Annotated in this window: 22 protein-coding genes and 2 pseudogenes; 8 read left to right on the plus strand and 16 right to left on the minus strand. The window is 61.7% G+C overall.

Annotated elements, in window-relative coordinates:
• Positions 1-78 precede the first annotated feature (78 nt).
• A complete protein-coding gene (locus C7I36_RS13075) occupies positions 79-639 on the plus strand; it encodes a hypothetical protein (protein ID WP_106454145.1) in 561 nt (186 codons plus the stop codon).
• Here C7I36_RS13075 and deoD read toward each other — a convergent pair.
• The 10 genes and pseudogenes from deoD to C7I36_RS17985 form a co-directional block, all read right to left on the minus strand.
• The gene (gene deoD / locus C7I36_RS13080; RefSeq protein WP_106454146.1) at positions 631-1,350 is read right to left on the minus strand and encodes a purine-nucleoside phosphorylase; all 720 of its coding nucleotides are present in this window, start codon (positions 1,348-1,350) and stop codon (positions 631-633) included. The genes C7I36_RS13075 and deoD overlap by 9 nt on opposite strands.
• A 336-nt stretch (positions 1,351-1,686) precedes the next feature.
• Positions 1,687-2,913, minus strand: coding sequence for a phosphopentomutase (locus C7I36_RS13085; protein WP_106454147.1), 1,227 nt, complete (start codon positions 2,911-2,913; stop codon positions 1,687-1,689).
• The gene (gene deoA, locus C7I36_RS13090) at positions 2,910-4,241 is read right to left on the minus strand and encodes a thymidine phosphorylase (protein WP_245880111.1); all 1,332 of its coding nucleotides are present in this window, start codon (positions 4,239-4,241) and stop codon (positions 2,910-2,912) included. Before deoA ends, C7I36_RS13085 begins: the two co-directional genes overlap by 4 nt.
• Positions 4,241-5,014, minus strand: a complete 774-nt coding sequence (gene deoC / locus C7I36_RS13095; protein WP_106454149.1) for a deoxyribose-phosphate aldolase — start codon at positions 5,012-5,014, stop codon at positions 4,241-4,243. Before deoC ends, deoA begins: the two co-directional genes overlap by 1 nt.
• A 192-nt stretch (positions 5,015-5,206) precedes the next feature.
• Positions 5,207-6,487, minus strand: a complete 1,281-nt coding sequence (locus C7I36_RS13100) for a NupC/NupG family nucleoside CNT transporter (RefSeq protein ID WP_106454150.1) — start codon at positions 6,485-6,487, stop codon at positions 5,207-5,209.
• 168 nt (positions 6,488-6,655) lie between these two features.
• On the minus strand, positions 6,656-7,423 hold the full coding sequence (locus tag C7I36_RS13105; RefSeq protein ID WP_106454151.1) for a TatD family hydrolase: 768 nt from the start codon (positions 7,421-7,423) through the stop codon (positions 6,656-6,658).
• Positions 7,424-7,502: 79 nt separating this feature from the next.
• Positions 7,503-9,092 carry a peptide chain release factor 3 gene (gene prfC / locus C7I36_RS13110; RefSeq protein WP_106454152.1) on the minus strand — a complete coding sequence of 530 codons (1,590 nt, stop codon included), beginning with the start codon at positions 9,090-9,092 and terminating at the stop codon, positions 7,503-7,505.
• A 379-nt stretch (positions 9,093-9,471) separates the two neighbouring features.
• On the minus strand, positions 9,472-9,771 hold the full coding sequence (gene sorU, locus C7I36_RS13115; RefSeq protein WP_181256374.1) for a SorU family sulfite dehydrogenase c-type cytochrome subunit: 300 nt from the start codon (positions 9,769-9,771) through the stop codon (positions 9,472-9,474).
• Positions 9,772-9,828: 57 nt separating this feature from the next.
• A complete protein-coding gene (locus C7I36_RS17785) occupies positions 9,829-10,260 on the minus strand; it encodes a molybdopterin-binding protein (protein ID WP_245880112.1) in 432 nt (143 codons plus the stop codon).
• A gap of 58 nt (positions 10,261-10,318) precedes the next feature.
• Positions 10,319-11,068, minus strand: a pseudogene (locus C7I36_RS17985) (molybdopterin-dependent oxidoreductase); the annotation flags it as partial.
• Between the two features lie 175 nt (positions 11,069-11,243).
• Between C7I36_RS17985 and C7I36_RS13125 the strand changes: the two are divergent.
• The 3 genes from C7I36_RS13125 to fabG all read left to right on the plus strand — a co-directional run bounded on the left by C7I36_RS13125 (position 11,244) and on the right by fabG (position 14,571).
• On the plus strand, positions 11,244-11,804 hold the full coding sequence (locus C7I36_RS13125) for a tRNA-uridine aminocarboxypropyltransferase (RefSeq protein WP_106454154.1): 561 nt from the start codon (positions 11,244-11,246) through the stop codon (positions 11,802-11,804).
• A gap of 430 nt (positions 11,805-12,234) precedes the next feature.
• Complete coding sequence (locus tag C7I36_RS13130) at positions 12,235-13,461, plus strand: urate hydroxylase PuuD (protein ID WP_106454155.1); 1,227 nt, start codon at positions 12,235-12,237, stop codon at positions 13,459-13,461.
• 357 nt (positions 13,462-13,818) lie between these two features.
• Positions 13,819-14,571 (plus strand): 3-oxoacyl-ACP reductase FabG, encoded by a 753-nt coding sequence (fabG, locus tag C7I36_RS13135; RefSeq protein ID WP_106454156.1) that lies wholly within the window; start codon positions 13,819-13,821, stop codon positions 14,569-14,571.
• Between the two features lie 3 nt (positions 14,572-14,574).
• Here the strand turns inward: fabG and C7I36_RS13140 are convergent, their stop codons facing one another.
• Genes C7I36_RS13140 through C7I36_RS13160 form a run of 5 tightly spaced genes read right to left on the minus strand, consistent with a single transcriptional unit; the run spans position 14,575 to position 18,654 of the window.
• On the minus strand, positions 14,575-16,053 hold the full coding sequence (locus tag C7I36_RS13140; RefSeq protein ID WP_245880113.1) for a PhnE/PtxC family ABC transporter permease: 1,479 nt from the start codon (positions 16,051-16,053) through the stop codon (positions 14,575-14,577).
• Positions 16,053-16,724, minus strand: coding sequence for an ATP-binding cassette domain-containing protein (locus tag C7I36_RS13145; RefSeq protein WP_106454157.1), 672 nt, complete (start codon positions 16,722-16,724; stop codon positions 16,053-16,055). Before C7I36_RS13145 ends, C7I36_RS13140 begins: the two co-directional genes overlap by 1 nt.
• Complete coding sequence (locus C7I36_RS13150; RefSeq protein WP_245880114.1) at positions 16,724-17,602, minus strand: putative selenate ABC transporter substrate-binding protein; 879 nt, start codon at positions 17,600-17,602, stop codon at positions 16,724-16,726. Before C7I36_RS13150 ends, C7I36_RS13145 begins: the two co-directional genes overlap by 1 nt.
• Positions 17,603-17,657: 55 nt before the next feature.
• Positions 17,658-17,987 carry a branched-chain amino acid transporter permease gene (locus C7I36_RS13155; protein WP_106454158.1) on the minus strand — a complete coding sequence of 110 codons (330 nt, stop codon included), beginning with the start codon at positions 17,985-17,987 and terminating at the stop codon, positions 17,658-17,660.
• Positions 17,980-18,654 carry an AzlC family ABC transporter permease gene (locus tag C7I36_RS13160; protein ID WP_106454159.1) on the minus strand — a complete coding sequence of 225 codons (675 nt, stop codon included), beginning with the start codon at positions 18,652-18,654 and terminating at the stop codon, positions 17,980-17,982. The genes C7I36_RS13155 and C7I36_RS13160 overlap by 8 nt, the downstream gene beginning before the upstream one ends.
• Before the next feature lie 156 nt (positions 18,655-18,810).
• Between C7I36_RS13160 and C7I36_RS13165 the strand changes: the two genes are divergently transcribed.
• The 3 genes from C7I36_RS13165 (at position 18,811) to C7I36_RS13175 (ending at position 22,350) form a co-directional block, all read left to right on the plus strand.
• Complete coding sequence (locus tag C7I36_RS13165; RefSeq protein ID WP_106454160.1) at positions 18,811-19,695, plus strand: LysR family transcriptional regulator; 885 nt, start codon at positions 18,811-18,813, stop codon at positions 19,693-19,695.
• A gap of 601 nt (positions 19,696-20,296) precedes the next feature.
• The gene (locus tag C7I36_RS13170; protein ID WP_106454176.1) at positions 20,297-21,253 is read left to right on the plus strand and encodes a DUF1852 domain-containing protein; all 957 of its coding nucleotides are present in this window, start codon (positions 20,297-20,299) and stop codon (positions 21,251-21,253) included.
• 53 nt (positions 21,254-21,306) lie between these two features.
• The gene (locus C7I36_RS13175) at positions 21,307-22,350 is read left to right on the plus strand and encodes a methionine synthase (RefSeq protein ID WP_106454161.1); all 1,044 of its coding nucleotides are present in this window, start codon (positions 21,307-21,309) and stop codon (positions 22,348-22,350) included.
• Between the two features lie 116 nt (positions 22,351-22,466).
• On the opposite strand, the pseudogene C7I36_RS13180 reads toward C7I36_RS13175, so the two are convergent.
• A pseudogene (locus C7I36_RS13180) lies at positions 22,467-22,640 on the minus strand (NAD(P)(+) transhydrogenase (Re/Si-specific) subunit beta); the annotation flags it as partial.
• An 18-nt stretch (positions 22,641-22,658) separates the two neighbouring features.
• Between C7I36_RS13180 and C7I36_RS13185 the strand changes: the two are divergent.
• A complete protein-coding gene (locus C7I36_RS13185; RefSeq protein ID WP_106454162.1) occupies positions 22,659-22,949 on the plus strand; it encodes a methyl-accepting chemotaxis domain-containing protein in 291 nt (96 codons plus the stop codon).
• Positions 22,950-22,997: the final 48 nt, after the last annotated feature.

Below are 22,997 nucleotides of genomic sequence, written 5' to 3' on the forward strand. Positions count from 1 at the left end.
CCTTCAGTAAGTAATGACAAACCGGCGCTCAGGGTAGCGTATTGCTTTTTCCACAGGCAAGGGACAATATGGACCGCTATGTGGAAAAACACCCTCACTTCCAAACCCCTCTGGCGGCTCCTGCTGCTGCTTGTACTGTTGCTGCTGGCCGGCTGGCAGTGGAGCGGTATCCAGCAATTGGGCCAGCGCTGGCAACAGCTGCCTCACCGCCACTCGGCCGCGGCTCTGGCCGATTTTGCCGAGTTCCAGGCCCTGCGTGCCCTGGCGGCAGAAGACGGAGAGGTGCAGCAACAGTTGGTGGACGAACTGGCCGCCGCCGCCCCGACCCGCTCGGTCCGGCTCCATGACGCGGGCGGCCGCCTGCTGGCCGAAGCCGGCACCCCGGATGGCACTACCCTGCCCTATGTGCGGACACTGTACGAAAACGACCGGCCGGTCGGCTTCTTGCATCTGGAGTTGTCCGAATCGGCGTTGACCTCGGCCCAGAGCCATATCTGGCAGCGGCTGCAACATCATCTGGCCTGGCTGGTGCCGCTGGCGGCCCTGCTTGGCGCCGCCGTTTCCCTCTTTCCCCTGGGCCGCCGGGCGGCGGCCAAAAAACAGGAGGCCGGGCGGCCTCCCGAAGGAAGTTCAGGCTGAGTCGCCCAGCAGCACCGACTCCAGCGCCACTTCCATCATGTCGTTGAAGCTGGTCTGGCGCTCGTCGGCGCTCAGGGCCTCGTGGCGCAGTATGTGGTCGGACACGGTGCAGATGGTCAGGGCCCGGGCGCCGAACTCGGCGGCCACGCCGTACAGGCCCGCCGCTTCCATCTCCACCCCGAGGATGCCGTAGTCCTTCATCAGCTGGAACAGATCCGCCTGGGGCGAGTAGAACAAGTCGGCCGAGAAGAGGTTGCCCACCTTGACCGGCACGCCCCTGGCCCTGGCGGCCGCCACCGCGTTGGCCACCAGCTCGAAGTCGGCGATGGCGGCGAAGTCGTGATCCTTGAAGCGGATGCGGTTGACCTTGGAGTCGGTGCTGGCGCCGAGGCCGATCACCACGTCGCGCAAGTTGACATCGTCGCGCACGGCGCCGCAGGAGCCAACCCGGATCAGGGTGTTCACGTCAAACTCGGTGATCAGTTCCTTGGCGTAGATGGATACCGAGGGGATGCCCATGCCGTGGCCCATCACCGAAATCCGCCGGCCCTTGTAGCTGCCGGTGAAGCCGAGCATGTTGCGCACCTTGTTCACCAGCTTGACGTCGGACAGGAAGGTGTCGGCGATGTACTGGGCGCGCAGCGGGTCGCCGGGCATCAGTACGGTATCGGCGAAATCGCCGCGTTCGGCGTTGATATGTGGGGTTGCCATAATATTCCTCGTTAATCTTGTCGGTTACATCAAAACTGAAATCATTGCTGCCGCACCGCGGCCACTGCTGTTGCCTCTTTCAATCCCCGCCGCGGCCCGAGGGTAACGTCGGCAAGCGACACCGACGCTCCGGGGAAGGACAAAGGGTGCTGTTCTGCCGACCCTCCGCGCCAGGGATGGCGCGGCGGAGCCCCCAGGGGGCGAGCTTGCTCGCCGTGACGAGCGGTTTCGGCCTGACCGAGCATCCAGTGAATGCTCGCAGCAGGTCGAAACAGCGAGTATCAGGACCCACGGCGTGTCGGCGGAACAGTGCGCTTTGGCCGAGTACACCAGATATCAAACAGGCCCTAAAAACGACTTGCCGTAATCCATCGGGCTCAGGCCGAAATAGGCCGCCAGGGACTGGCCGATATCGGCAAAGGTCTCGCGCCCGCCCAGGGAGCCGACGGCGAGGCCGCCGCCCAGGCAGATCACCGGGATATGCTCGCGGGTGTGATCGGTGCCGGTCCAGGTCGGGTCGCAGCCGTGATCGGCGGTCATGATCAGCAGATCCTCCGGCTGCATGATGGCCAGCAGCTCGGGCAGGCGGCGATCGAAAGCCTCCAGGGCGGCGGCGTAGCCGGTCACGTTGCGGCGGTGGCCGTAGCTGGAGTCGAAGTCGACGAAGTTGGTCATGACAATGGTATCGTCGCCGGCCCGCTTCACCTCCGCCAGGGTGGCGTCGAACAGCTCGTCCAGGCCGTTGGCCTTGACCTTGCGGGTGATGCCGCAGTGGGCGTAGATATCGGCAATCTTGCCGATGGACACCACCTCGCCGTTTTTCTCCTCCACCAGCTTCTGCAGCACGGTCGCGGCCGGCGGTTCTATGCTGTAGTCGCGGCGGTTGCCGGTGCGCGCGAAGTCGGCGGCGCTCTCCCCCTTGAACGGGCGGGCGATAACCCGGCCGATGTTGTAGGGCATCAGCAGCTCGCGGGCCAGCTCGCACAGTTCATAGAGCCGATCCAGGCCGAAGCTGTCTTCGTGGCAGGCAATCTGGAACACCGAGTCCGCCGAGGTGTAGCAGATCGGCTTGCCGGTGCGCACATGCTCCTCGCCCAGTTGCTCGAGGATGGTGGTGCCGGAGGCGTGGCAGTTGCCGAGAATGCCCGGCAATTTGGCCTTCTCCACCAGCTCGTCGATCAGCGCCTGGGGGAAGCTGTTTTCGGTGTCGGTGAAATAGCCCCAGTCGAACAGCACCGGCACCCCGGCGATCTCCCAGTGGCCGGAGGGGGTATCCTTGCCGGAGGACAGTTCCCGGGCATAGCCGTAGCTGCCGGTCACCTCGGCGGGCAGGGTCACCCCTTCGGCCACCCGGCCGGTGCTCTCGGCATGGGCGTGGAACAGGCCGAGCCGGCCCAGGTTGGGCAGCCACAGCGGCCCCCGGCGGCCGTTGTCCGCCTCGCCCCGGGCACAGACGGCGGCGATGTGGCCCAGGGTGTCGGCGCCTTCGTCGCCGAAGCGGGCGGCATCGGGTGCGGCGCCGATGCCGAAGGAATCCAGTACCAGTACTATTGCGCGTTTCATGCTACCTCCTCGGGGCGGATCACGTCGTAGACGCTGCGGGGCGCCTCTTCCCGTTGCTCGCCCAGCACCATGGCGCGGCGGACCTGTTCGGCCGCGGCGGCATAGTCGTCTTCATTGCGGGCATGGACGATGGCCAGCTCGGTGCCGACCTCGACCCGGTCGCCGATGCCGGCGATGGCGGTCAGGCCGACACTGTGGTCGATGACGTCGTCGGCCCGGCGGCGACCGCCGCCCAGGCCCACCACCGCCATGCCGATGTCGCGGGTGTCCATGTCGATGATATAACCCTCCGCCTCGGCCAGCACCGGGCGGATCACCGGCGCTCTCGGCAGGTGGCGCTCGAAGCCGGTGAGGATGTCGGTCGGGCCGCCGAGCCCGGCCACCATCCGCTCGAAGCGTTCGGCAGCGGCGCCTGAGCTGAGCGCGCCGTAGAGCTTGCCCCTGGCGTCGTTCTCGGTGTCGGCCAGCCGGCCCGCCAGCAGCATTTCCACCGCCAGCGCCTCGGTCACTTCATAGAGGCGGCCCTGGCGGATCTCGCCCTTCAGCATGGCGATGGCCTCGGCTACTTCCACCGCGTTGCCGGCGCAGCTGGCCAGCACCTGGCTCATGTCGGTGAGCAGGGCCGAGGTGGGGGTGCCGGCGCCGTTGGCCACGGTGACGATGGCTTCCGCCAGTTCCCGCGACGCCGAGGCGGTCGCCATAAAGGCGCCCGAGCCCATCTTCACGTCCATCACCAAAGCATCCAGGCCGCAGGCCAGCTTCTTGCCGAGGATGGAGGCGACGATCAGCGGAATGGACTCGACGGTGGCGGTGACGTCCCGCACCCCGTACAGCCGCTTGTCGGCGGTGGCCAGGCTGCCGGTCTGGCCGATGATGGCCACCCCCACCTCCTGCACCAGCCGGCGGAAGTCGGCGTTGGAAGGCATGATGTTGTAGCCGGGAATGGACTCGAGCTTGTCCAGGGTGCCGCCGGTGTGACCCAGGCCGCGGCCAGAGATCATGGGCACATGGGCGCCGCAGGCGGCCACCCAGGGCCCCAGCACCAGGGACACCAGATCCCCCACCCCGCCGGTGGAATGCTTATCGAGCACGGGGCCGTTCAGGCCCGCACCGGACCAGTCCAGCACCTCGCCGGAATCGCGGATACCCAGGGTCAACTGGATGCGCTCGTCGTCATTCATGTCGTTGAAGTACACCGCCATGGCGAAGGCGCCGATCTGGCCCTCACTGATGCTGCCGTCGGCGATGCCCTTGACGAAGAAGGCGATCTCCTCGGCACTGAGGGCCTGGCCGTCGCGTTTGTGGCGGATGATTTCCTGGGGCAGCATCAGTAGCCTCCTTCGGCGGCACCCTTGTCGCTTTCACCCAAGGTATGCAGCAGGTTGGCCAGCAGGCTGGAGGCGCCGAAGCGAAAATGCCGAGGAGAAATCCAGTTGGACCCCATAATGCTGGCCGCCATCGCCAGGTATTCCGCCGCTTCCTCGGCGGTGCGCACACCGCCGGCGGGCTTGAAGCCGATATCCCTGCCACTGTCGCGGATCACCCTGAGCATGATGTCGGCGGCCTCCAGGGTGGCGTTGACCGCCACCTTGCCGGTGGAGGTCTTGATAAAGTCGGCGCCGCCCTCGATGGCGAGCTCGGAGGCGCGCCGGATAAGCGCAGGATCCTTCAGTTCGCCGCTTTCGATGATCACCTTGAGCAGCACCTCGCCGCAGGCGGCCTTGCAGGCGCGCACCAGTTCCAGGCCGCGTTGTTCGTCGCCGGCCAGCAGGGCGCGATAAGGGAAGACCACGTCCACTTCGTCGGCGCCATAGGCGACGGCGGCGCGGGTTTCCCGCACGGCGATCTCGATGTCGTCGTTGCCCCGGGGGAAGTTGGTGACGGTGGCGATCTTCACCTGGCCTTCCACGCCCAGTTCGCGCAGGGTCTTGCGGGCCACGGGAATGAAACGCGGGTAGATACAGATGGCGGCGGTGTTGCCGGCCGGGGTGACCGCCTGTTGGCACAGGGCGATCACCTTGGCGTCAGTGTCGTCGTCATTGAGGGTGGTCAGATCCATCAGGCCCAGGGCCTGGCGGGCTGCGGTGTGTAAGTCTGTCATTTGCTTCTCCAGTCTTCACCAGGTGTGAACGAGCGGACTTGGTTCCTTGAAGACAGTTTAAATCCGTTTAACCGCAAATAGGGGCGGCCGACATATCCGGTTGTTGCTGATACCTGCCGAGCAAGTCGGCCAACCGGCAGTGGCTGCCGGGTGACTCATCAACAGACCGGGGAAAGGGCTCGCCTAATCCTTTTACAGTGCCGCCAGGGCCAGAAAGAAACCGGCGATGGTGGCGGACATCAGGTTGGACAGGGTGCCGGCCAGCACCGCCTTGAGGCCGAAGCGGGCAATGTCGTGGCGGCGGTTCGGCGCCATGCCGCCCAGGCCGCCGAGCAGGATGGCGACGGAGGACAGGTTGGCGAAGCCGCACAGGGCGAAGGAGATGATGGCCTTGGTATGGTCGGACATCACCTGGCCGGTGCCTTCCACCAGCAGTTCGTTGCTGAGGTAGGGGGCGAAGTTGATGTAGGCCACGAATTCGTTGACCACCAGCTTCTGGCCGATGAAGGAGCCGGCGATGGTGGCTTCTTCCCAGGGCACGCCCAGCAGGAAGGCCAGGGGCGAGAACAGCCAGCCGAGCAGCAGTTCGAGGCTCAGGTTGTCCATGCCGATCCAGCCGCCAACACCGCCCAGCATGCCGTTGATCAGCGCAATCAGGCCGATAAAGGCGAGCAGCATGGCGCCCACGTTCATGGCCAGCATCATGCCGGAGGTGGCGCCGCCCGCGGCGGCGTCGATGATATTGGCGGGCCTGTCCTCTTCCGGCATGTCGGCGTTGATGCTGGATTCATCCACCTCTGGGGTATCGGTTTCGGGCATGATCAGCTTGGCGAACAGCAGGCCGCCGGGGGCCGCCATAAAGGAAGCGGCGATCAGGTATTCCATGGGTACACCCATGGAGGCGTAACCGGCCAGCACCGAGCCGGCCACCGAGGCCAGGCCGCCGCACATCACCGCGAACAGCTCGGAGTCGGTCATCTTGGAAATAAAGGGACGCACCACCAGCGGGGCTTCGGTCTGGCCCACGAAGATGTTGGCGGTGGCGGACATGGATTCGGTGCGCGAGGTGCCCAGCACCTTTTGCAGGGCGCCGCCCAGGATGCGGATAATCCATTGCATGATGCCCAGGTAGTAGAGCACGGCGATCAGCGAGGAGAAGAAGATGATCACCGGCAGTACCCGCAGGGCGAAGATAAAGCCGAGGCCGCTTTCGAAGGCGGCGTCGCCCACCAGGCCGCCGAACAGGAAGCCCATGCCGTCGTTGGCGAAGGCGATCACCTGGGACACGCCGGCGGAGATGGACTGCAGTATGTCCTTGCCCACGGGCACGTAGAGCACAAAGGCGCCCAGGCCGGCCTGGATGGCGAAGGCGCCGCCCACGGTACGCAGCCGGATGGCACCGCGATTGCTCGAAAACAGTATGGCAATCAGGATAAGCGTCGCCATCCCCACCAGACTCATGATCAACGTCATAGTTCTATCCTTCAGTAGCAGCGGAAAACAAGGGCCCGACAGTCATTGTCAGCTGGGCGGGATTATACGAGTTCGCTGACAACAGAATAGGAAAACAGCGGCAATAATCGAGCAAAAAGCCAATAAAATTATGGTTTTTAGAACGAAAACGTTTTTCTTGGCACGGCCTCAGCGCCAGCCGAACAACCGTTCGACATTGGCTTCCAGTTGTGCGGCCAGCGGCTCGGACTCCTCGCCGCGCAGCTCGGCGAGCGCGGCCAGCACCAGGGGCAGGCGGGCGGGATGGTTGGGCTGGCCCTGAAAGCCGCACAGGGGCATGTCGGGGGCGTCGGTTTCCAGCACCAGGGCGTCTGCCGGCATGGCGGCCAGGGTGTGGCGGGTCTTGCGGGCCCTCGGATAGGTGATGGTGCCGCCCACTCCGAGGTGAATGCCCAGCCGCCAGAAGGCCTCGGCCTGCTGCAGGGAGCCGGAAAAGCCGTGCACCACCCCACCCTTGGGGGGATGGCGGCGCAGCCATTTCAGCAGGGTGTCGTGGCTCTTGTGGCTGTGCAGTATCACCGGTAACTCCCGTTCCCGGGCCAGCCCTAGCTGGAACAGCAATGCGGCTTCCTGCTCCGCCAGGGGCAGCGGGATGGCCGCATCCAGCCCCATCTCGCCGAGGGCGACACAGCGGTGATCGGCTTCGTCCAGGGCTTGCACCAGCCGCCCTTGCCAGTCGGCGGACGCCCGCTCCACCCACCAGGGATGCAGCCCCAGGGCGTAATGCACGCCTCCCAGTCCGGCGCAGAGGGCCGGCAGCCGTGGCCACTGGGCCTCTTCCACCCCGGGGATCACCAGGCGGCGCACCCCCAGCGCGTTGGCGCGTTGCCAGTGGCCCGGCCTGTCGTCATCGAAGGCGGCAAAGTCGAAATGGCAGTGGCTGTCGGTCAGGCGCATGATTTTCCCTCCCTCGGGCCGGGTTTCAGCCGGGCCGAAACAAAAAAGCCCCGGCGACCGGCCGGGGCTTGGGGCGTTGTTAGTGTTCCCGGGTTTTGCTGAACTCGATATCCGGGTAACGCTCCCGGGTCAGGTTGAGGTTGACCATGGTGGGGGCGATATAGGTGAGGTTGTCGCCCCCGTCGAGGGCCAGGTTGAGGGACATCTTGCGCTGGAACTCGTCCAGTTTTTTGGCGTCCTTGCAGTATACCCAGCGGGCGGTAGACACGTTCACCGCCTCGTACAGGGCATCCACGTTGTATTCGGATTTGAGCCGGGCCACCACCACGTCGAACTGCAGCACCCCCACGGCGCCCACGATCAGGTCGTTGTTGTCGAGCGGACGGAACACCTGCACTGCGCCTTCCTCCGAGAGCTGTACCAGGCCCTTGAGCAGTTGCTTTTGCTTGAGCGGGTCGCGCAGCCGGATACGGCGGAACAGTTCGGGGGCAAAGTTGGGGATGCCCGAGAACTTGAGATCCTCACCCTGGGTAAAGGTGTCGCCGATCTGGATGGTGCCGTGGTTGTGCAGGCCGATGATGTCACCGGCAAAGGCTTCCTCGGCCCGCTCCCGGTCGCCGGCCATAAAGGTCACGGCGTCGGAGATGCTGACCGTCTTGCCGATGCGGACGTGCTTCATCTTCATGCCCTGGCTGTACTTGCCGGACACGATGCGCATAAAGGCGATGCGGTCCCGGTGCTTGGGATCCATGTTGGCCTGGATTTTGAACACAAAACCGGAAAATTTCTCGTCCGAGGCCGGCACTTCCCGCTCGTGGGCCTGGCGCGGCAGAGGCGCCGGCGCCCACTCGGTGAGACCGTCGAGCATGTGATCCACGCCGAAGTTGCCGAGGGCAGTGCCGAAGAACACCGGCGTCAGTTCACCGGCCAGGAACAGCTCCCGGTCGAACTCGTGGGAGGCGCCCATCACCAGCTCCAGCTCTTCGCGCAGCTGGGCGGCGAAGTCGTCGCCCACCGCCTCATCCAGCTCGGGATTGTCCAGGCCCTTGACAATGCGCACTTCCTGTATGGTGTGGCCCTGGCCGGACTGATAGAGGATGGTCTCGTCCCGGTGCAGATGGTAGACCCCCTTGAACAGCTTGCCGCTGCCGATGGGCCAGGTGACGGGGGCGCACATGATGTTGAGCTCGGTTTCCACCTCGTCGAGCAGCTCCATGGGATCGCGGATGTCCCGATCCAGCTTGTTCATAAAGGTGACGATGGGGGTGTCGCGCAGGCGGGTCACTTCCATCAGCTTGCGGGTACGGTCTTCCACGCCCTTGGCGGCATCGATCACCATCAGGCAGGAGTCCACCGCAGTCAGGGTGCGGTAGGTGTCTTCCGAGAAGTCTTCGTGACCTGGGGTATCGAGCAGGTTCACCAAGCGGTCGTTGTAAGGAAACTGCATCACGGAAGTGGTGACCGAGATACCCCGCTCCTTTTCCATCTCCATCCAGTCGGACTTGGCGTGCTGGTTGGATCCCCGCCCCTTGACGGTGCCGGCGGTCTGGATGGCGCGCCCGTGCAGCAGCACCTTTTCGGTGATGGTGGTCTTACCCGCATCCGGGTGCGAAATGATGGCGAAGGTCCTGCGACGCGAGACCTCCTGCGCGATAGAGCTGTTTGACATCGATGTGTATCTTCTGTTTGGGCACGGACTGTCTGCCGCCGCACCGGTGCGATACCGGGGGCGACCCGTCGCCGGGTGAAAAATATCCGGCGGCTATTTTCACTGATCTGGCGGCACTACACAATCCATGTCCTCGGTGCAAGGCCGGGAGCACCACCGGGACTACCGGCACGGCACCGGGGGCGTTATCATCTGGACTCATCCCGAGTTGTAAGGATATGCCCCTTTATGCAAGCCCTCATCGCCGCGCAGGATCCCATGGTGGTGGCCAGGCTGAGCGATATTATCGGCCGGGCCACCGTGCTGGCAGCCCGCCACCGCCGACGCGGCTGAAAGCCCTTTGCCAGCGGCTGGGCATTAAACCGGAACAGTTGCCGGCTCAGGATCCGGCCACGCCGGCCACATAGGCCGCCACGGCCGATATCTGTTCCGGACTCAGGCTGTCGGCAAAGGGCGGCATTATGCCCACGCCGCCGCTGACGGCCTTGCCAACCTGTTCCGCCGTGGGCCTGAGTTCATCCAGGTTGGGGCCAATCTGGCCGGCGCTGCCCGCATCATTCAGGGTATGGCACAGGCTGCAACTGGGTTGGGCCAGTTCGGTAAAAATCCTGCGCCCTTCCGCCAGGGGGTCCCCGGCCAGGGCCGGCAGAACCAGGGCTGGCCACAGGGCCGCTGTCATCCATTGCCGCATTGCTGTCCTCACTGGTTAAAAGACGGGCCTGGCTGGCCCGCCGTTTCAGGCCACCGTCAGGGTCACGCCGTGATCCTGCCAGCCGTTGTGACCATATCCCCTTTCGTTGTCCACCCTGTCTCTGGGCTGAACCTGGCCCTGGTCGTCCGTCGCCCGGCTGACCAACCGGTATTCCCCCGTCGCCAGTTCGGCCGCCAGCACAAAGGGGCGCCAGGCAAACCGTCCCAGGTCCGGCCCCAGCAAACGCGCCTCGGCCCAGCGTTCGCCGCCGTCGACCGACACCTCCACCTTGCTCAGGGCATGCACGCCACCGAAGGCCACACCGTAAATCAGGGTCCGCCCGGCCACTGCCGACTGCAGGGGCGAGGTAATCCAGGATTTGACCGGCATTTCCCACATGGAAGGCTGATCCGGCGCACCTTCCACGCCCAGATCCCGTACCCGGTAGCCGGAAGCCGGAAGCCTGGATCTTGGCATCGGTCTGCTCCCGGGTGAAGGCAAGCTGGCGGAGATATTTGACGTTGTTGACCCCGAAATAGCCGGGAATCACCAGCCGCAGGGGGCCGCCATGGGCCAGGGACAGGGGTTCGTCGTTCATTTCCCAGGCCAGCAGCGCCTGCTCCAGAGCCGCCAGGGGCACGGAGCGTTCCACCATGATCGACTTGGGATCCAGGCCATCGGGCAGGGTTTCGCCGCCGGTGCCGGTGATGTAGTTCATGCCCTCCATCACGCCGCCCAGTTCACGCACCAGTTCGCGCAGCGGCACACCGGTCCAGGCCACGCAACCGGCGGCACCGGTTTCCCACTGGGTGCCGCTGGCGCCATGGGGGAAAAATTTACGGCCGTTGCCGGAACACTGCAGCACGCTGACCACGGTTTCCACTCCCAGGGTCTTGAGCTGGCCCAGGGTAAAACGCTGTGAACGGGTGGTGCCCAGTATGTCCAGGCTCCAATCGTCGGGGCTGGCCATGATAGCGCTGTCCGGCGCCGACAGGTTGTTACGCACGAACAACTGGTCGCTGGGCGTCAGGATGCCACGGCCAATGGCGTCACGGCGGGTTTCCAGGGTATTGGCGCTGTGCATGATGAGTGCCTGGGCATCCTTCCAGCCCACGTATTCGGGCAGCTCGGCCGCCTGGGCCCAAGCTCGGGGCGCCAGGCCGGCCAGACCGGCGGTGGCGGCCAGGCCGGCACCGCCCAGCAGCAGCTGGCGGCGCTGCGGGCTATCCGGTCCCTCGGCGGACGCCGGCGGATGGGAGGTATAATGGGTAGGGTTCACGACCATTCTCCTTATGGACTGACAGGGCTTCGCAAGCCGGAAACGACCCGGCTCTATAAAGGTCTATGCCCTTGTTAACGGAGTGTCAATTAACGATATCTGTATTAACACTTCCTGAAGCGGCGGCCTTTGCACCGCCGGCCGCGGCGGCTATCATGGCTCGTTTAAGCCGGAGAGTGCCATGTCCCGCTCTTATTGCCCCCGCTGCCGTTTGCCCCTGGCCACCTGCCTCTGCCCCCTGGTACAGCCCCAACCCTGCCCTTTGCCGGTAATGCTGATCCAGCATCCCAAGGAAGCCCGCCATGCCAAAAGCACGGTCCCGTTGCTGCAGCTGGCCTTGCCGGAGATGGAGCTGACGGTGACGGAGACTCTGCCTGCGCCACCACCGCCGCCCCGGGGAGCATGGTGGCTGCTCTATCCCGCCCCCGACGCAGCGGACATCGACACCCACCCACCCGGCTCCCTGGCTCCGGGCGGCCTGGTGGTACTCGACGGTACCTGGCGCAAAACCCGCCGCCTGTGCCACCTCAACCCCTGGCTGCAAGATTTGCCGGCGCTCAGCTTCAGCCGGGCTCCCGCCAGTCGCTACGCCATCCGCAAGGGTCCCGGCGGCCAGGCTCTGTCTACCCTGGAAAGCCTGGCCCATGTGCTGAGCCGGCTGGATCCGGACTTTGACCCGGCACCGCTGCACCGGCTGCTGGCCCACAGGGTCGCCCAGTTCAGCTCCCGCCGCCCGGCCTGACAGGCTGTATACAAGAGGTTCTACATCCCTGCTTTGACCTTTTCGACAGACTGCCGCCACTTGGCCGGTCATATCCGGTATCATGGTCCATGCCCGGCGCAGCCGACGGATTGTCCGCCAGAGTGAGCACAGCGCCATCCCATCCAGGCCAGCCAGTAAGGCTATGAAATAAAAGAACTTTAAAGCTGATCAATGGGTCATTAATTCTTTTTTGGCATCAGCCCCACGAAATTAACTGTTAAAGAATATTGACAAACATCATATAATTGAAAAAAATCACCCCATAAATTGTCAACACTTTAAATTTTAAACTGTATACAGTTTGAACCAGAAGGCAGCGCATGTGGTCTCAGCTCCCGCCTCCGGCAGGGCATCTGTTTCGATGCGCTAGGGTCCAAGTAATAAAACATGAAACAGAGAAGGTAATACCATGGAAGCGTATCTGCTGGAATTTGGTAACTTGTTGCTGAGATGGCTGCACGTCATTGCCGCCGTCGCCTGGATCGGCGAATCGATCTACTTCGTCATGCTCGATAACGGCCTCAAGCCGCCCAAGGCGGAAGAGTGCAAAAAGAAGGGCGTGTTTGGCGAGATGTGGGCGGTACACGGCGGTGGTTTCTACCACAACCAGAAGTATGCCACCAGCCCGGAAAAACTGCCGGATGACCTGCACTGGTCCTTCTGGAAATCCTACACCACCTGGCTGTCCGGCTTCGCCCTGTTCACCCTGCTGTACATGACCAAGCCTAGCTTCTATCTGGTCAACCCCAACTCTCCCTGGGAGTGGGCCGCCAACCTGACCGGCTGGCAGGCCAACGTCGTGGCCCTGGTATTCCTGGCCATGGGCTGGATTGTGTACAACGAACTGTGCAAGCGCATCAGCCCCAACATGGAGCGCGACGGTGTGCTCAGTATCGCCGTGGCGGTGATGATGGTGGTGGTCGCCTACCTGAGTTCCCATATTTTCTCCGGCCGCGCCGCTTTCCTGATCACCGGCGCCGTCATGGCCACCGCCATGTCCGCCAATGTGTTCTTCTGGATCATCCCCGGCCAGCGCCGCATGGTGAAGGCGCTCAAGGCTGGCGAAACCCCGAATCCGATCGACGGCAAGCGCGGCAAACAGCGTTCGGTGCACAACACCTACTTCACCCTGCCGGTGCTGCTGCTGATGCTGAGCAACCACTACTCCTTCACCTACAACCATCCCCAGGCCTGGGTGATCATGACGCTGTTCATCTTTGCCGGCGCCCTGATCCGCCAGTACTTCGTGCTGATGCACTCCGGCCAGCACAAGCCGGCCTATCCGGCAGCGGGCGTGGTACTGATCCTGGCGGTGGTATGGATAGCCGCACCCAAGCCCCAGCCGGCGGTTGCCACCCAGGGCAGCGAGGCAAGTGCTGACGCCGCGCCCAGTGTGACCCTGGCCCAGGTGCAGGGCATCATGGAAGCGCGCTGTGTGCAATGCCATGCGGCCCAGCCGAGCCAGCCCGGCTTTGCCTCCGCCCCGGCCGGCATGATGATGGACTCCGAGGACAAAACCCAGGTCCTGGCCCAGCAAATCAAGCAGGTGGTGGCCAGTGGTTACATGCCCCTCGGCAACATGACCCAGATGACCGACGAAGAACGCGCCCTGATCGCCGCCTGGAACGGCAACTAATCCGCTCTGCGACGTTTTACAAGGGGCCCGCCAATGCGGGCCCTTTTTGTTACCTCTCCATGTGCGTCGCACAAAAAATCCATCATGCGCTGACCAGATAAAGGCTCTCTCCATAGTGCCCGGCAGTCAACGGCTCTCTGCTCCTTCGTCTTGCCACCCCTCTTTTCTTTATTATTTCAACGATAAATCTGTTCAAATCTGCTGATGCAGGCACCCATGGCAACAATGCCCCGCAACGTGAATATTCGATTAAATTAGAGACTCATCACAATGCGGCGCAAAAAATTAGCTAAGATGTCCTTAGGGTCCTGCCACAGGTCGGACCATTGCACCCCATCTACAACAAGGATAACGACCATGAGCCACAACAACGACGACATGAACGGCAAGATCTGCGTGGTGACCGGCGCCGCCCGGGGCCTGGGCCGGGCCATCAGCGAAACCCTGGCCGAGAGCGGTGCCACCCGGGTCTATGCCTGCGACATCAACCTGGCGCCGGCCCTCGGCTGGATGGAAGCCTACCCCAATATGACCGGTGCCACCCTGGACGTGTGCGATCCGGTCGCCCTGAGCGAGCTGAGCGGCCGCATCCTGGCCGAGCACGGCCGGGTGGACGTGCTGGTGAACAACGCCGGTATCACCCGCGACGCCCTGCTCGACAAAATGACCGAAGCGGACTGGGATCGGGTGATGGATGTCAACCTCAAGGGGGTGTTTATGATGACCCAGGCCATGATTCCCTTGATGAAACTGCAGGGGCGGGGCAGCATCGTCAGTATCTCCTCCATCGTCGGCACCGACGGCAACATCGGCCAGAGCAACTACGCGGCCAGCAAGGGCGGCATCATTGCCATGACCAAGGGCTGGGCCAAGGAGTTCGCCCGCGGCGGTGCCCGGATCCGCGCCAACTGCATCGCCCCCGGCTTTATCAACACCGAGATGACCCAGGCGGTGCCGGAGAAGGTACTGGACAAGATGCGTTCCCGCATCCCCCTGGGCGAGTTGGGTGAACCCCGGGACATCGCCGAGGGCGTGCTGTTCCTGGCGAGCGAGCGCTCGCGCTACATCACCGGCCAGGTGCTGAAAATCGACGGCGGCCTGGTGCTTTAATCCTCACAACACCTCCGCCCGGCTGCTCAGGTGCAGCCGGCGGCGCAGGCGCCGGGCCAGGGCATCCACCAGGATATTGAGTCCGGCGCACACCAGCAGCAACGCCATGGCCCGGTCGAAGCGGAACTCGCTGAACGCCGAATCGATAAAAAATCCCAGGGTGGGAATGCCCAGCATGCCCAGTATCGCCGTTTCCCGGATCAGGTTCTCGAACCGGTACAGACTGTAGGCCATAAAGGCCCGGTACAGCCGGGGCAGCACCTCGAACAGGTAAAGATTCACTCCGCGGGGAGCGTCCTCCCGCAGCACCAGGCCATTGAGATGATGCCCCAGCAGGTGGGCGATGATGGCGCCGTTGTGCAGGCCGAGCGCCAGCATGGCCGGCAGCATGCCCGGGCCGAGCAGCAGCATGCCGATAAAGGCCAGCAGGTATTCGGGCAGGGAGCGCATCAGCACCAGCCACCCGTGGCTGAGGGTACGGCTGGCCGGGTTGCCGAAGCGGCGGGAGATGGCCGGAAACCAGGCCAGCGCCAGCAGCGCGGTGACCACCAGCGCCAGCAGCGCCAGCACCAGGGTGTTGAACAGCCCGGGCGCCACCTGCCCCCGCCACAACGCCCCCAGCCAGGGCCAGAGCCCGGCCCAGTCGCCGACCCGCAGCGGGGCGGGCACGATATCTTCAGTGAAAAAGCGCACCATCAGCGCCCAGTCCAGCCCGGCCAGCGGCGGCAGCCAGAGCAGCGCCGCCAGCAGGTAGAGCGGCACCAACCGGGGGCGGAGCCACCACTTGATGGTGGCGATGATCAGCACCAGGGCGTAGAAGAAGCTCGCCGCCTCATGGTAGTAGCCCTGGCGCAGCAGGGATTCCAGGTGATAGCCCAGGGTCGGCAGGCCGATAAAGCCCAGTACCGCCGAGCTGCGGATACCGCACTCCAGCCGGTAACCGGTGTAGGTGGCCATCTGCCGCCAGCACAGGGGCAACTGGATGAACAGCAGCCGGGACAGGCCGCCGATGCCCGGTGCAAGCGCCTGCTCCGGCGCCGGATCCGCCTCTTCGAACAGCTCGCCGTAGATCTTGGCGAAGGTGCCGGCGTAGGGCAGCGCGATGGCCAGCACCCCGGCCGGCGCCGTGAGCCCCAGCAACTGGATGAACAGCAGCGCCCAGAACAGCTCGTGTACCGCCCGCAGGGCCGCCGCCAGCCGGCGCACCCAGGGCAGGCGGTAGCCCGCCGCCAGCCCCAGCCCCAGCACCGCGCCCAGGGCCACCCCCTGCAGGGCGAAGGCCAGGGTGTTGGCCAGCGCCGACAGCAGGGTCCCCGCCTCGGGCGGGGCCGGCAGCAGCAGGCCGGTGCCCAAGCGGGAAAGCTCGTGCCAGGGGTCGAGGGCGGTGACGGACAGATCGGCCCAGGGCAGGCACAACAGCGCCAGCAGCAGGAACAGCAGGCTGCTGTGCACCATGGCCCGGGCCGGCTGCGGCTGGGCCATCAGCGGCTCCGGTACAGGGTGCGCAGCTGGTCCGGGGTCAGCGCCTGGCTGGCCGCGTCCAGCACCACCCGCCCCTGGCGCAGGCCGACGATGCGGGTACAGTGAGTGAGTGCCTGCTCCACATTGTGCAGCGCCAGCACTACTGTGCGGTGGCGGGCACAGACCAGCCGCAACAGCTCGTCGGCCTGGCGCTCGTCCAACGCCGACACCGGCTCGTCGCCGATAAAGATGGGCTTTTGCTGGTACAGGGCCCGGCCCAGGCCGACCCGGCCCTGCTGGCCGCCGGAAAGCCGCTCGGCGGCGGTCCACAGCTGGCCGGCCAGCCCCAGCTGGCTGGCCAGCTCGGTGATCTCGGCCCGGGGACGGGCCAGAGGCCGCACCAGGTTGGCCAGGTTGTACCAGAAGGGATGGCGTTCGAGCCGCCCCATGTAGATGTTGTGAAAGGCCGACAGCATGGGCACCAGCCCCGGATGCTGCGGGCACCAGGCCACCTCCAGCGGGCGCAGCTCGCGCAGCCGGCGCAGCAGGGTGCTCTTGCCGGTGCCCGACTCACCCAGCAGGGCGACTTTTTCCCCTTCCCTCACCTCCAGCGACAACTCGCGCAACACGGGGGTGCCTGCGTAGCCCAGGGTGTCCTGGTGGAAGCGGAACAGGCTGGCGCCCTTGTCCATTACGGCTCGGGATCCATGATGCCGATGGCCACGGCGGTGTCGCGGATGGGGGCGTAGTCGTCGTTGCTCGCCGCGATAAAGCCGGAGCGGGGAAAGGCCGCCAGCAGCGCGGGGTCTTTCATCTCCAGCAGCGCCTGCTGCACCTTCTGCTTGAAGCCGGCGCCGAAGCGCGCGTCCACGTCGCCGCGGATGCTCCACTGGTAGTCGGGATAGGCCGGCGTGGCCCAGATCACCCGGACCTTGCTCTCGTCGATATTGCCCTTGGCCTTTTCCGCCTCCCACACCGCGTAGTTCACCGCGCCCAGCTCGAAGGCGCCGGACTGCACCAGGCTGATGGTGCGGTTGTGGTCGCCGGAAAAGCCGACCCGGGAGAACAGCTGCTCCGGCGCCTGGCCGAAGTGCTGGCGCAGGTAGAACTCGGGCATCAGCCGGCCGGAGGTGGAGCCCTTGTCGCCGAAGGTGAAGCGCTTGCCGGCAAGGCCGGCGGGTAACTGCTCACTCTCTCCCAGGCCAGTGCTGGCGTGGGCGATGATGTAGCTGACGAACTCGGTGTCCTCCACCCCCTGGGCGATGGCCTCGCTGCCCGGCACCAGCTCGCGGGCCTGCACCCCGGTCAGGCCGCCGAACCAGGCCAGCTGCACCTGATCGTTGCGAAAGGCGCTCACCGCCGCCGGGTAGCTCTTCACCGGAATGTACTGCACCTCCACCTCCAGCTGTTCGGACAGGTAGTCGGCAATCTTGCCGAAGCGCTCGGTCAGGTGGCGCTCGTCCTGATCGGGGATGGCGGTAAACACGAAAGGCGCGGCCTGGGCCAGGGAGCCCAGGCACAGGGTTATCAGGCCCAGCAGTCGGGCGCGCAAAGCAGGGGTCATCTTCATGGTGGCTCATCCGGAAAAATGCGGGAGCCGGATTATAGCCGAAAGCCGGCCGGGATCAGAGCCCCAGCCAGCCGTTCATCAGCGCCATGTACACCAGGGTGCCGGCAAGGATGCTGAGCAGCGCCTGCCGGCGCCACAGCTGCAGCACTGCTACCACCAGCACCGCGATCAGCTGGTTGGTGCCGTCGGCAGGCTCGCTCCACTGGTGCACCCCCATGGCATAGAGGGTGAGCAGCACCATCATGGCCACCGGCAGCCGCCGGCCAAGCACCTGGATGCGCCTGTGGTGGGCGATAAAACCCCGGGCCACAAAGGGGAAGGCGCGCAGACCGAAAGTGACCGTCCCCATGATCAGCGCCGCCAGCAGGTAGTCAAGTTCAGACATGGGCCGCCTCCCGCTTCGCTTCCGGCCAGGCCAGCAACACCAGCACCAGCATCAGCGAGGCCACCAGCAGGAAGTACTCACTGACCCAGATACCGGCCACGGCCGCCGCCAACAGCCCCAGGGCCACGGCGCCCCAGTCCTTTTTGGCGCGGATCTGCTCCACCGCCAGCACGGTGAACAGGGCGGTGAGGGCGAAGTCCAGGCCCTGCAGTCCGGGGGGCAGGCCCCGCGCCAGCAGTATGCCCGCCAGGGTGCCCAGCACCCAGTAGCCCTGATTGAACAGCGTCACCAGCAGGGCGGTCTTGCTGTCCTTCACCTGGCCGGAGGCGCTGAGCAGGGAATAGGTTTCGTCGGTGATGCCGAAAATGAAGTACTGGCGGCCGAGGGCGCCCTTCGGCAACAGGTGGTAAAGCGACAGACCGTAGAACAGGTGGCGGAAATTCACCAGCAGCGCCGCCACCGCCAGATCGATCCAGCCGATGCCCGCCGCCAGCATGCCCACCGCCAGGTATTGCAGGGCGCCCGCATAGACCAGCACGCTCATCAGCGGCGCCCAGTACCAGCTCAGGCCCGCATCCACCCACAGCACCCCGAATACCGCTCCCAGTGGCAAATAGCCCATCATCACCGGCAGGGTAAGCGGCACCACGCCGCGCCATGTATCCATGATTTTTGCCCCGAGACCTTAAAAAACATTAGAAACTAAGGGATTGACCGAAGCTTGGCAAGACATCGGCGACATTTTAACAATAAAATAATGATATATTTTCAATAAGTCATAAATTACATTCAACGTATTAAGCACTAAAACCGGAGTTAAGTGATGTTGGAACGGTTTCACCTTGAAGTACTGGCAGCCATAAAGGAGCAAGGAACGCTAACCCAGGCTGCTGAATCGTTAAATTTATCCCAGTCAGCATTAAGCCACAGCATCAAAAAATTAGAAGGCCAGATCAAAACACCTGTCTGGCAAAAAGAAGGGAGAAACTTGCGCCTTACCAATGCGGGTGAACGCATTCTGACGCTTGCCAACCGAGTATTACCTCAATTTAAACACACCGAACTGCTGTTGCGTCAGATAGCGACAGGGGAAATGGGTTCACTGCGTATCGGCATGGAATGCCACCCTTGCTATCAATGGCTGTTAAAAGTGATTGAACCTTATCTTGACACATGGCCCAACGTTGATATTGACGTAAAGCAGGAATTCCAGTTCGGCGGCCTGGGTGCCCTGCATAGCTACGAAATTGACATCCTGGTTACTCCGGATCCCTTGCATACACCCAAGGTAACCTTTATACCGGTATTTGACTATGAACATAGACTCGTCGTTTCAGCATCTCATCCTCTTTCCACGCAAGACTCGATCATGCCTGAACAGCTGAGTGAAGAAGTCTTATTCAGCTATCCGGTAGAGCCTGAGCGACTGGATATTTACAGTCAGTTTTTAAACCCCGCAAAATGTACGGTAAAAAAACACAAGACTATCGAAACGACGGAAATCATGCTGCAAATGGTGGCCGCAGGCAGAGGCGTCTGTGCGTTGCCAGGTTGGTTGGTGGATGAATTCGCCAAAACAATAGCCATTAAAAGCCTCCGCTTCGGTCAACACGGGATTAAAAAACAGATCTTTTTGGGAATACGAAAAGGCGAAGAGCAGATTGATTACCTGAGTGATTTCATTGTTCAGGCTCAGAAGATCAGATGATCACGCTGCTTTTTTTATTCAAGCTCCCTCCTCTCTTTGATCATACCGCTGCCGCCTCTGCCAGGTGTTACAGCATCTGTCAGAGGTGGTTGTGTCCTGCTCGTTACACACCTAAATCACTGATCATAATAGTGCTACATCGACCGGGTCCCGCACGCAGACACGCCGTGAACCCATGGGGCTGTGCCGCGCTTCTGACCGCCAGGGATGGCGGGAATACCGGAGCGGCAGGAGCATTTTCCGGCCCTGGCGCGGAGGGTCTACTTAGCGGAATCCGGTCGCTGCCGACAGTGAGCTACCATTCGGAACTGTTATTTAGCGGGCCCAAGGTTTACGGGCATCGCCGACGTTGATCGAAGCAGGCTGCGCACCGTGAATCCGGCATACCGCTTGCTCTTGTGAGCACAGTCCCACCGAAAACCATGAAAATATTGCATGCATTTATGAGGTAAAATCACTTTTTCTCATGCAATGTCCCCTGTATAACATAGCCATGTTCAGCTCTAGACATCCGGACTTCCAAACAAAGGTGATGATCAAGTCCGGAAAGAACAATAAACAAACTCAGATTTTAGTGCGGGAAATGGGGTGTCAGGAGATTATGAGTAACGAATTTAAATTTACCATCAACAGCATCGCTTTCGATGAAAACTATCAGCCCTCTGACAGTACGCGTCTTACCACCAACTTCGCCAATCTGGCCAGAGGAGATAACTGCCGGGCAAACTTGCGCAACGCCTTGGCGATGATTGACAATCGGTTCAATGCCCTGGCCCATTGGGACAACCCCAAAGGAGATCGTTATTCTGTTGAACTTGAAATCATTTCCGTTGATATGAACATTAGTAACGAAGACAATGGCCAGAGCTTTCCCACTATCGAGATATTGAAAACAAATGTCGTCGATCACAAAACCAACAAACGCATTGAAGGTATTGTAGGAAATAACTTTTCTTCGTACGTACGGGATTACGACTTTAGCGTACTGTTGTTGGAACACAACAAGAACAAACCCGGTTTCAGCATTCCGGAGAACTTTGGCGATCTGCACGGCAGACTTTTTAAATGTTTTGTGAACTCCGGTGCCTACAAGCAGAATTTCACTAAACCACCTGTAATATGCCTCAGTGTTTCCGATAACAAGACTTATCATCAAACGGAAAACCATCACCCCATATTGGGTGTTGAGTACCTGCCCAATGAATCATCCCTGACTGAACAATACTTCAAGAAGATGGGGTTGAAAGTTCGTTATTTTATGCCGTCACATAGCGTTGCGCCTCTGGCTTTTTACTTTTTTGGTGATTTGCTCAATGATTACAGCAACCTTGAATTGATAAGCACCATCAGCACAATGGAAACGTTTCAAAAAATCTACCGGCCTGAAATTTACAATGCCAACGCAGCGGCGGGAAAATGCTACAAACCAAACCTGAAAAACCGGGATTACTCATTAACTCGGATTGTTTATGACCGAGAAGAGCGTAGCCAGTTAGCCATCAAGCAGGGAAAACTTGCTGAGAAGTACTTTATCAAACCATACCAATCTATTATTTAACAATGGTCTGCCAATTACGCCTAATCATTAGCAGGATATAAACGGTATTTATTATGAAAAAATTATTACCCACTTCCACTGCAGGCAGTTTACCCAAACCTTCCTGGCTTGCACAACCTGAGACACTTTGGTCACCCTGGAAATTGCAGGAAGAGGAATTGCTTGAGGGAAAACATGATGCTTTGCTGGTATCGTTGCAAGAGCAGCAACAAGCAGGCATTGATATTGTCAGTGATGGCGAGCAAACGCGCCAACACTTTGTGACCACCTTTATTGAGCACCTTAGCGGTGTTGATTTTGAAAAACGCAAGACCGTTAAAATTCGTGACCGCTATGATGCGAGTGTACCGACGGTCGTTGGTGCAGTCAGTCGCCAGAAGCCGGTTTTTGTTGAGGATGCCAGGTTTTTACGTCAGCAAACCAGGCAACCCATCAAATGGGCCCTGCCAGGCCCCATGACCATGATAGATACGCTTTATGATGACCATTATAAAAGCCGCGAAAAGCTGGCCTGGGAATTCGCCAAGATACTCAACCAGGAAGCCAAAGAATTAGAGGCGGCTGGCGTTGATATTATCCAATTTGATGAGCCTGCATTTAATGTGTTTTTTGATGAGGTAAATAACTGGGGGATTGCAGCTCTCGAGAGAGCCATTGAAGGCCTTAAATGTGAAACCGCCGTACATATTTGCTATGGCTATGGCATCAAAGCCAATACGGACTGGAAAAAGACGTTAGGTTCCGAGTGGAGACAATACGAAGAAGTCTTTCCCAAACTGAAAAAGTCCAATATCGATATTATCTCATTAGAATGTCACAACTCCCGTGTTCCAATCGAGCTGCTTGAACTCATTCGAGGAAAAAAGGTGATGGTCGGGGCCATCGATGTGGCAACCCATACCATAGAGACGCCGGAGGAAGTCGCCAATACCCTACGAAAAGCACTTGAGTTTGTAGATGCCGACAAACTCTACCCTTGTACCAACTGTGGTATGGCCCCCTTACCTCGTCGGGTAGCAAGAGCCAAACTCAATGCCTTGAGTGCGGGTGCAGATATTCTCCGCAGAGAACTCTCGGCCCAGGGTATTGTTTCCTGAACCGGTGAACGATCTGTCTCGGCTCCGAGCATGTGAGTAGCTCATTCGGCTTGAAGCGGAAATAATACAAAAAGGGAGCCGAAGCTCCCTTTTTCATGGTGACAAGCTGCAACGAATTACAGCGCTTTCAGGATATTGTCCACGCTGTCTTTGGCGTCGCCGAACAGCATGACGCTGTTTTCGCGGAAGAACAGCGGGTTCTGCACCCCGGCGTAGCCGGTGTTCATGGAGCGCTTGAACACCACCACCTGCTGGGCCTTCCACACTTCCAGCACCGGCATGCCGGCGAGCACGGCCAGGGCTTCGCGATGGTGGCCCAGGAGGTGCGCGAGCTCTCCACTCGCAGCAACGAGTCCGCCCGCCAGACCCGCGAGCTGCTGGCCAGCAGCCACCAGGAAGTGAGCAGCGGCGAGGCGGTGATCCGGGGCGTCACCCAGGCACTTTCCGGCATACTGGAACTGGCCAAGGGCATCGGCCGGGACATGCAGGAGCTGAGCACCCTCACCCGCCGCCAGCAACAGGCCTTGCAGTCCCTGAGCCAGGCCGGCGACGCCTTGGCCGCCGTGGCCGGGCAGACCCTGTTCACCTGCCGCCTATGAAGCAGACTTGCAGGGCATTACCCGATTGCTGGAAAGCCAGTCCAAAGG

Source organism: Zobellella taiwanensis, from assembly GCF_003012795.1.
Lineage (GTDB): Bacteria > Pseudomonadota > Gammaproteobacteria > Enterobacterales > Aeromonadaceae > Oceanimonas > Oceanimonas taiwanensis.